This is a genomic window from Methylobacterium sp. WL120 (genome assembly GCF_008039465.1).
GTDB lineage: Bacteria > Pseudomonadota > Alphaproteobacteria > Rhizobiales > Beijerinckiaceae > Methylobacterium > Methylobacterium cerastii.
Map to the genome: position 1 here is coordinate 1 of NZ_VRUT01000190.1, position 7,415 is coordinate 7,415.

Consider the following 7,415-nt stretch of genomic DNA (forward strand, 5'->3'; position numbering starts at 1 on the left):
CGCCAGCGCCCCGGCGATCCCGGGCCAGACGTGGTCCGGCGGCGTCTCGTCCGGCACGGCGAGGGCCAGCGGCCCGAGGCGCTCTTCCCACGCCGTCACCGCGCGGCCGGTGGCGGGGTCGACGGCGCGCTCCAGCTCGAACGCGGCGCGCTCGTCGAAGGAGAGCGTGCCGAGCACGTATTCGGCGGCGCGCTGGTCGCGCTCGATTTCGGGTCCGGCACCCACGGATCCTGCGCTCATGCCTGCTCCTCCAGGCAGCCCTTGAGGGCGCCGAGCGAGCGGTGCAGCCAGGTCTTGATGGTGTTCACGGGACGGTCGTAGTGGCGGGCCAGCTCCTCGCGCGACCAGCCCTCGCAATAGGCCAGCATCACGCAGGCGCGCTGCGCCGCGTCGAGGCGGGCGAGGCAGGCCGTGAGCGTGCCGCGCCCGACGATCGCCGCCTCGGTGTCGTGCGGGTCGATGAGACGTTCCACCCAGTCCTCGCCGTCCTCGCGCACCGGTCCCTGGACCTCGCCCTTGCGGCGGATCCCGTCGATGGCGCGGTTGCGCGCGATGGCGCAGAGCCACGTCATCGGCCGCCCGGATTCCGGAGCGTAGGAACCTGCCGCCTGCCAGACCCGAAGGTAGACGTCCTGCAGCACATCCTCGGCCACGCTCCGATCCCGCTGGATACGCAGGATGACCCCGTAAAGTTTCGGTGAGGTCAGGTCGTAGAGCGTGCGCAGCGCGCCCGCGTCGCCGCCGGCGATCGCGCGCAGGATCCGCTGCAGGGTGGCGTCGTCGCCCAAAGATCGTCCCCCGTCCCGTTCGCAGGTCCTCCCGCCGGCGAGGGCGATCGATCGGGACCGTTGCGGCAAGGGTTAGCGCATTCTGCGGTGATGAGAAGCCGTGGCGCCCCGATTGCCGCGGTTCTCCCGCGGGATGCGAAAGCGGAAAGGCGGCATCCCGTGACGGTCGCGCTCGCACGCCGCCGCCGCGTCGCCCTGCCGGGGTGTCGCTCGCCGACGGCGCGTCCTATCTCCCCTGATCAAGGTACGCCGCGTGCGTATCCGAAACATTCGACCGACCCTCCGGCCCCGCGCCGGAGCGCAGACATCTCGAAGGACCGACGCGGCATGGCCTCGCAGGGTGACTGGAAGATCCCGGCTTCGACGCAGCCGAAGCCGGGCGATTACGGCTACGACCTCGACCATGCGCTGGCGGCGATGGTCCAGCTCTCCGCCCGCGTGCCGGCCGAGGCCTTCACCGCCGAGACGCTCGGCACCGAGCGGGCGGGCAACGGCGTGGTCATCGGCGAGGACGGCCTCGTGCTGACCATCGGATACCTCGTGACCGAGGCCGAGAGCGTGTGGCTCACCACCAACGACGGCCGCTCCGTGCCCGGCCACGTCATGGGGTTCGACGCCGCGACCGGCTTCGGCCTGGTCCAGGCCCTCGGGCCTCTGGGCGTGCCGGCGCTCAAGCTCGGCTCCTCCGGCAGCCTGAAGATCGGCGACCGGGCGGTGGTGGCCGGGGCCGGCGGTCGCCAGCGCTGCGTCGCCGCGCAGATCGTCGCCCGGCAGGAATTCGCCGGCTACTGGGAGTACGTCCTCGACGAGGCGCTGTTCACCGCGCCCTCGCACCCGAACTGGGGCGGGACCGCGCTGATCGGCCCGGAGGGCGACCTCCTCGGCATCGGCTCGCTCCAGCTCCAGCAGGGCGGCACGTCGGGCCCGCGGGCGATCAACATGGTGGTGCCGATCGACCTGCTGCCGCCGATCCTCGACGACCTGACCTCGCGTGGGCGCGCCAACCGTCCGGCCCGCCCCTGGCTCGGCCTCTACGCCACCGAGAGCGAGGACGGCGTCGTGGTGATGGGGCTGGCCGACAACGGCCCGGCCGAGGCGGCGGACCTGCGCGCGGGCGACGTGATCGAGGCGGTGGCCGGCGAGCCGGTGGCGGACCTCGCCGACTTCTTCCGCAGCGTCTGGGCGCTGCCGCTGGCGCCGCTGTCCGGCGGCGCGCTGATCGAGACGGTCGCGGGCGGCTGCGGCCCCGGCTTCCACCCCAATCCCTGGGGCGTGTGCCGGCCGAACTGGGGCCCGCGTCCGTATTGGCGGCGCCCGCCCGGCTACGGCCCCTACGGCTACGGCCCGCCGCGCCCGTTCTACGGCCGCCCGGCCTATTACGGGCCGCGCCACTTCTACTGAAACCCCGCACGGCCCACACGCCGGGCCCTCCACGACAGCGCCGCATCGCGGATCTTCCGCGGTGCGGCGCCGTCGTTTTCAAGATCATCGCGCGGAACGACAGTCTTACGCGGGTGCATCGACCGGTGCCCCCGATTCATCGCAGACGACCGCAAGATCATCCGCCCCGACCTGGCCGTTCGAGCAGGCCACGACCCGCCCGCGACCTATGCGCGCGACTCCGCCAGCGCGGCAGCCTCGAAAACAGGCTTTCCAAAACCTTGCCAAATCGTTGTGCGGCGCATGTCGAAGCTGCATGGCAGGCTCACCGAGCGTGGCCTGCCGCTGCGCTGCAGCAAGCTTATATGTGCATTGCACCAACAAGAGGCAGCGGTGCCCACGCGGTCGTCACCGTCTGCCTGAACAAAGGTCAATGTCATGTCCGCCGCCCGTAGCGTCCTCAGCCGTTTCCGCGCCTACCTCCGTTACCGCGAGACCGTCACCGAGCTGTCCCGCCTGTCCGATCGCGACCTCGCCGACCTCGGCATCAACCGCTTCGAGATCCAAGGCATCGCCCGCGGCTGATCTTCCGGACGTCTGCCGGCCCGTTGCTTCGGGCCGGCCCGTTCCGGTATCCCGGGGCATGTCCAGCTCTAAAAACACCATCCACGTCGTCGGCGGCGGCCTCGCAGGCTCCGAATCCGCCTGGCAGATCGCCGAAGCCGGCCACCACGCGGTCCTGCACGAGATGCGGCCGGTGCGCGGCACCGAGGCGCATCACGGAGAGGGCTTGGCCGAGCTCGTCTGCTCCAACTCCTTCCGCTCCGACGACCCGAACGGCAACGCCGTCGGCCTTCTGCACCAGGAGATGCGCACCCTCGGGTCGCTGATCCTGCGCGCGGCCGACCGGCATCAGGTCCCGGCCGGCGGCGCGCTGGCGGTCGACCGCGACGGCTTCTCCGCCGCCGTCACCGCCGCGCTCGAAGCGCATCCCAACGTCACCATCGTCCGCGAAGAGGTCGCCGGGCTGCCGCCGGAAGCCTGGGGGCCGTGCATCGTCGCCACCGGCCCGCTGACCGCGCCGTCGCTCGCCGAGGGGATTCGCGCGATCACAGGCGCCGACGCGCTCGCCTTCTTCGACGCCATCGCCCCGATCGTCCACCGCGACTCGATCGACATGGACAAGGCGTGGTTCCAGTCGCGCTACGACAAGGTCGGGCCCGGCGGCACGGGGGCCGACTACATCAACTGCCCGATGGACCGGGCGCAGTACGAGGCGTTCATCCAGGCCCTCGTGGACGGCGAGAAGATCGGCTTCAAGGAGTGGGAGGCCTCGACGCCCTACTTCGACGGCTGCCTGCCGATCGAGGTGATGGCCGAGCGCGGCGCCGAGACCCTGCGCCACGGCCCGATGAAGCCCGTCGGCCTCACCAACCCGCACGATCCTCAGGTGAAGGCCTGCGCCATCGTGCAGCTGCGCCAGGACAACGCGCTGGGCACCCTCTACAACATGGTCGGGTTCCAGACGAAGCTGACCTATTCCGAGCAGGTCCGCGTCTTCCGCACCATCCCCGGCCTGGAGAACGCGGAGTTCGCCCGCCTCGGGGGGCTCCACCGCAACACCTACCTCGACAGCCCGCGCCTGCTCGACGCGACCCTGCGCCTGAAGGTCCGGCCGTCGTTGCGCTTCGCCGGCCAGATCACCGGCTGCGAGGGCTACGTCGAGAGCGCGGCGATCGGCCTGATGGCCGGACGCTTCGCCGTGGCGGAGGCCGAGGGCCGCGCCCTGGAGCCGCTGCCGCAGACCACCGCGCTCGGCGCGCTGATCGCCCACATCACAGGCGGCCACATCCTCGATAACGTGCCCGAAGAGCCGGGCGAGGAGACGGCCGAGGAGTTGGTGAAGGCGCCAGCCAAGCCGCGCTCGTTCCAGCCGATGAACGTCAACTTCGGGCTGTTCCCGCCGCTCGCCGCGATGCCGCGCAACGAGACCGGCAAGCGCCTGCGCGGGCCGGAGAAGGCGATGCTCAAGCGCCAGGCCCTGACCGACCGGGCGCGCGCCGACCTCTCGGCCTGGATCGCGGGCACGGTGCCCCAGGCGGCGGCCGCCGAGTAGCGGCTCCGCACGTCCGAACCATCACAAAAGTCCGGGAGACTCACGATCTCGCCTTGAGCCCGCGCCCGTCCCGGCGAACAGTGCTCCGAACGGCCGCGGCCGAAGCAGAGGGGGCGAGGTCGTGGCGGGATCATACGAGGGGTCGACCGGATCGAAGGTCGGGGCGGTGCTGCGGGTCACCAGCGGCAACTTCCTGGAGATGTTCGACTTCTTCCTGTTCGGCTTCTACGCGACCTACATCGCGAAGGCGTTCTTCCCGTCGGGCGACGCGTTCGTGTCGCTGATGCTCACCTTCATGACCTTCGGCGCCGGCTTCCTGATGCGGCCGCTCGGCGCGGTGCTGCTCGGCGCCTACGTCGACCGGGTCGGGCGCCGGAAGGGGCTGATCACGACGCTGGCGATCATGGCCGCCGGCACCGTGCTGATCGCCTTCGTGCCCGGCTACGCCACGATCGGGCTGCTGGCGCCGGGCCTCGTGCTGGTCGGCCGCCTGCTCCAGGGCTTCTCGGCGGGCGTCGAGCTCGGCGGCGTCTCGGTCTACCTGTCGGAGATGGCGACCCCCGGTCGCAAGGGCTTCTACGTCTCCTGGCAGTCGGGCAGCCAGCAGGTGGCGATCATGGCGGCGGCGGCGATCGGCTACGGGCTGAACCATGCCCTGATGCCGGAGCAGATGTCGGAATGGGGCTGGCGGGTGCCGTTCTTCATCGGCTGCGCGCTGGTGCCGTTCCTGTTCTACATCCGCAACTCGCTGGAGGAGACCAAGGCCTTCGCCGAGCGCAAGCACCGGCCGGAGGCGGCGGAGATCTTCCGGACGCTCGCCGCGAACTGGCGGATCGTGCTGCTCGGCATGCTGATGGTCGCGATGACCACGATCGCGTTCTACACGATCACCGTCTACACCCCGACCTTCGGCAAGAGCGTCCTGAAGCTCACCGACACCGACAGCCTGCTCGTGACCTTCTGCGTCGCGGTCTCGAACCTGTTCTGGCTGCCGGTGATGGGGGCGCTGTCCGACCGGATCGGCCGCAAGCCCCTGCTGATCGTGTTCTCGGCGCTCACCCTGCTCACCGCCTACCCGGCCCTGACCTGGCTCGTCGGGCACGTCAGCTTCGGGGCGATGCTCGCCGTGCTGCTGTGGTTCTCGTTCCTCTACGGCAGCTACAACGGCGCCATGGTGGTGGCGCTGACCGAGGTGGTGCCGGTGGAGGTCCGCACCGCCGGGTTCTCGCTGGCCTACTCGCTCGCGACCGCCCTGTTCGGCGGGATGACGCCGCTGGTCGCCACCTGGCTGATCGAGGCGACCGGCGACAAGGCGGCGCCGGGCCTGTGGATGTCGCTCGGCGGCGCCCTCGGGCTGTTCGCGACGCTGGTGATCTATCGCGGCGGCAAGGCGATGCCCGCCGGGGCGGCCGCTTCCGTGCGCTGAGGCCTGACGGTCCGCAGCCCGGCGCCTACGCCTGGGATGTCGCGTAACCGAACACGAAGCCGACGAATGTCAGGGCCGAGAGGCCGAACACCACGAGATCTTCACCCATTGCCGCCTCCGTTCCGATCGCTCCGAACGGACAAGCTTCGACGCGCCTCCGGGTTCCGGTCGCGGCCACCCGGAGCATCAGCCGCACCGCAGCGCCATCAACCGCCGGCCGGGGCGGTGGCCCTCCTCGCCGGTGTCGCGGAAGCCGAGCTTGGTCAGGAGGCCCCAGGAGGCGACGTTGCCGGGGCGGCATTCGGCGACGATCAGGCGGGCGGGGAAGCGGCGCGACAGCGAGCCCAGGATGCCCGTCACCGCTTCCGTGGCGAGGCCGCGCCCGCGGGCGGCGCCGCCGACCCAGTAGCCGATCTCGATCGCGCCGGGTCCGCGCAGGTGCGTGCCGACGACGCCGACCAGGGTCCGGCCCTCGCGCGTCCGCGCGCCGAAGAACCGGTCCTCGCCGCGCCGCCCGGAGGCGATGAGCGCGCGGGCGTCCGCCAGGGTGAAGGGCGCGGGCAGGAAGTCGACGGCGCCGGTGATCGCCGGGTCGTCGGTGAGGCTGCGCAGGGCCTCCGCGTCGTCGGGCGTCAGCCCGTCGATCGTCAGGCGCGCGGTCTCCAGACCGGGCAGGTCGCTCAAGCTGTCGGCTCTCGCGCGGCGGAAAAGCATCTGCACGGATGTGGGATCGGGTGGCGGTTCCCGAAAGAGACGCTTTGGCGGGGCGATCTCATCCCGCGCTCGTGCCGAACGACCGACGTCGGCGCCTGGAGAGCCTACTCGGCGGCCTCGAAGCCCGAGAGCGGCGCCTCGACGCGGCAGACCACCCCCTCGGGCTCGTAGGCGAGGCCGACCGACCCGCCGACCGCGCCGGCGAGGCCGCGCTCGATCAGCCGCGACCCGAACCCTTTTCGCGTCGGCGCCGCGACCTTCGGGCCGCCGCGCTCGGTCCAGAGCATCCGCACCATCGCGTCGGCCTCGAGCGACCACGTCACGGCGACGCGACCGCCCGGCACCGAGAGCGCGCCGTACTTCACCGCGTTGGTGGCGAGCTCGTGCATCATCAGCGCGAGCGAGAGCGCCGCCTTCGGCCCGACCTCGATCGCCGGCCCGTCGAGGGCGAAGCGCCCGGCCTGGCCGTCGTCGTGGATCGCCAGCGCCCCGGCGATCACCGCGCCGATGCCGGCGCTCTCGCGCGCGCCGGTGAGGAGGATGTCGTGGGCCTTGCCCAGCGCGATCAGGCGGGCGGCCAGCGCCTCCTTGGCGGTCTCGAAGTCGGGCGCGTTGCGCAGCGTCTGCGAAGCGATGGCCTGGACCATCGCGAGGGTGTTCTTCAGGCGGTGGCTCAGCTCGCGGTTGCGCAGCGTCTGCTGGTCCTCGGCCTGGATCCGCCCGAGCGTGCCCCAGAGCCGCTCGGCGACCTCGCGCACGAAGGCGATCTCGCCGGCGGCCCAGTCGCGCGGGCCGCGATCGTGCACGAACAGCACGCCGGCGAGCCGGCCGAGGCGGATCAAGGGCACGTTCACGGCGGCCTGCGCGCCCATGGCGGCATAGGCCGCGGCGTCGTCCGCGAGCGCCGGCTCGGCGATGTCGCGGATCGCCTGCGGCAGGCCCGAGGCCAGGCGCGCCAGGGTCTCGGGAAAGGCGGCGAGGGGGCAAGGCG

Annotated in this window: 7 protein-coding genes and 2 pseudogenes; 5 read left to right on the forward strand and 4 right to left on the reverse strand. The window is 71.7% G+C overall.

From position 1 onward, the window contains the following. Together FV229_RS23535 and FV229_RS23540 are read right to left on the reverse strand one after the other, a co-directional pair. A pseudogene (locus FV229_RS23535) lies at window positions 1-240 on the reverse strand (hypothetical protein); the annotation flags it as partial. Beyond that, window positions 237-788 (reverse strand): sigma-70 family RNA polymerase sigma factor, encoded by a 552-nt coding sequence (locus FV229_RS23540; protein WP_147754276.1) that lies wholly within the window; start codon window positions 786-788, stop codon window positions 237-239. The gene FV229_RS23540 and the pseudogene FV229_RS23535, both read right to left, overlap by 4 nt. A 417-nt stretch (window positions 789-1,205) precedes the next feature. Here FV229_RS23540 and FV229_RS28605 point away from each other — a divergent pair. The 5 genes and pseudogenes from FV229_RS28605 to FV229_RS23560 form a co-directional block, all read left to right on the forward strand. After that, a pseudogene (locus FV229_RS28605) lies at window positions 1,206-1,664 on the forward strand (S1C family serine protease); the annotation flags it as partial. 63 nt (window positions 1,665-1,727) lie between these two features. Next, window positions 1,728-2,189, forward strand: a complete 462-nt coding sequence (locus tag FV229_RS28610; RefSeq protein WP_348644203.1) for a S1C family serine protease — start codon at window positions 1,728-1,730, stop codon at window positions 2,187-2,189. A 417-nt stretch (window positions 2,190-2,606) separates the two neighbouring features. Continuing rightward, a complete protein-coding gene (locus FV229_RS23550; protein ID WP_147754277.1) occupies window positions 2,607-2,753 on the forward strand; it encodes a DUF1127 domain-containing protein in 147 nt (48 codons plus the stop codon). Between the two features lie 58 nt (window positions 2,754-2,811). Next, window positions 2,812-4,284: a methylenetetrahydrofolate--tRNA-(uracil(54)-C(5))-methyltransferase (FADH(2)-oxidizing) TrmFO gene (gene trmFO, locus FV229_RS23555; RefSeq protein WP_147754278.1), complete on the forward strand. Its 1,473-nt coding sequence runs from the start codon at window positions 2,812-2,814 to the stop codon at window positions 4,282-4,284. Window positions 4,285-4,405: 121 nt separating this feature from the next. After that, window positions 4,406-5,710 carry an MFS transporter gene (locus tag FV229_RS23560; protein ID WP_147754279.1) on the forward strand — a complete coding sequence of 435 codons (1,305 nt, stop codon included), beginning with the start codon at window positions 4,406-4,408 and terminating at the stop codon, window positions 5,708-5,710. Between the two features lie 186 nt (window positions 5,711-5,896). On the opposite strand, the gene FV229_RS23565 is transcribed toward FV229_RS23560, so the two are convergent. Next, complete coding sequence (locus tag FV229_RS23565) at window positions 5,897-6,424, reverse strand: GNAT family N-acetyltransferase (protein WP_147754281.1); 528 nt, start codon at window positions 6,422-6,424, stop codon at window positions 5,897-5,899. A 104-nt stretch (window positions 6,425-6,528) separates the two neighbouring features. Then, on the reverse strand, window positions 6,529-7,415 hold an 887-nt coding region (locus FV229_RS23570; protein ID WP_147754280.1), incomplete at its 5' end, for an HWE histidine kinase domain-containing protein.

Bases quoted from the DNA above. Each gene is read 5' to 3' on its own strand.
- FV229_RS23565 (WP_147754281.1), bottom strand. From the start codon at position 6,424: ATGCTTTTCCGCCGCGCGAGAGCCGACAGCTTGAGCGACCTGCCCGGT.
- trmFO (WP_147754278.1), top strand. From the start codon at position 2,812: ATGTCCAGCTCTAAAAACACCATCCACGTCGTCGGCGGCGGCCTCGCA.
- FV229_RS23550 (WP_147754277.1), top strand. From the start codon at position 2,607: ATGTCCGCCGCCCGTAGCGTCCTCAGCCGTTTCCGCGCCTACCTCCGT.
- FV229_RS28610 (WP_348644203.1), top strand. From the start codon at position 1,728: ATGGTGGTGCCGATCGACCTGCTGCCGCCGATCCTCGACGACCTGACC.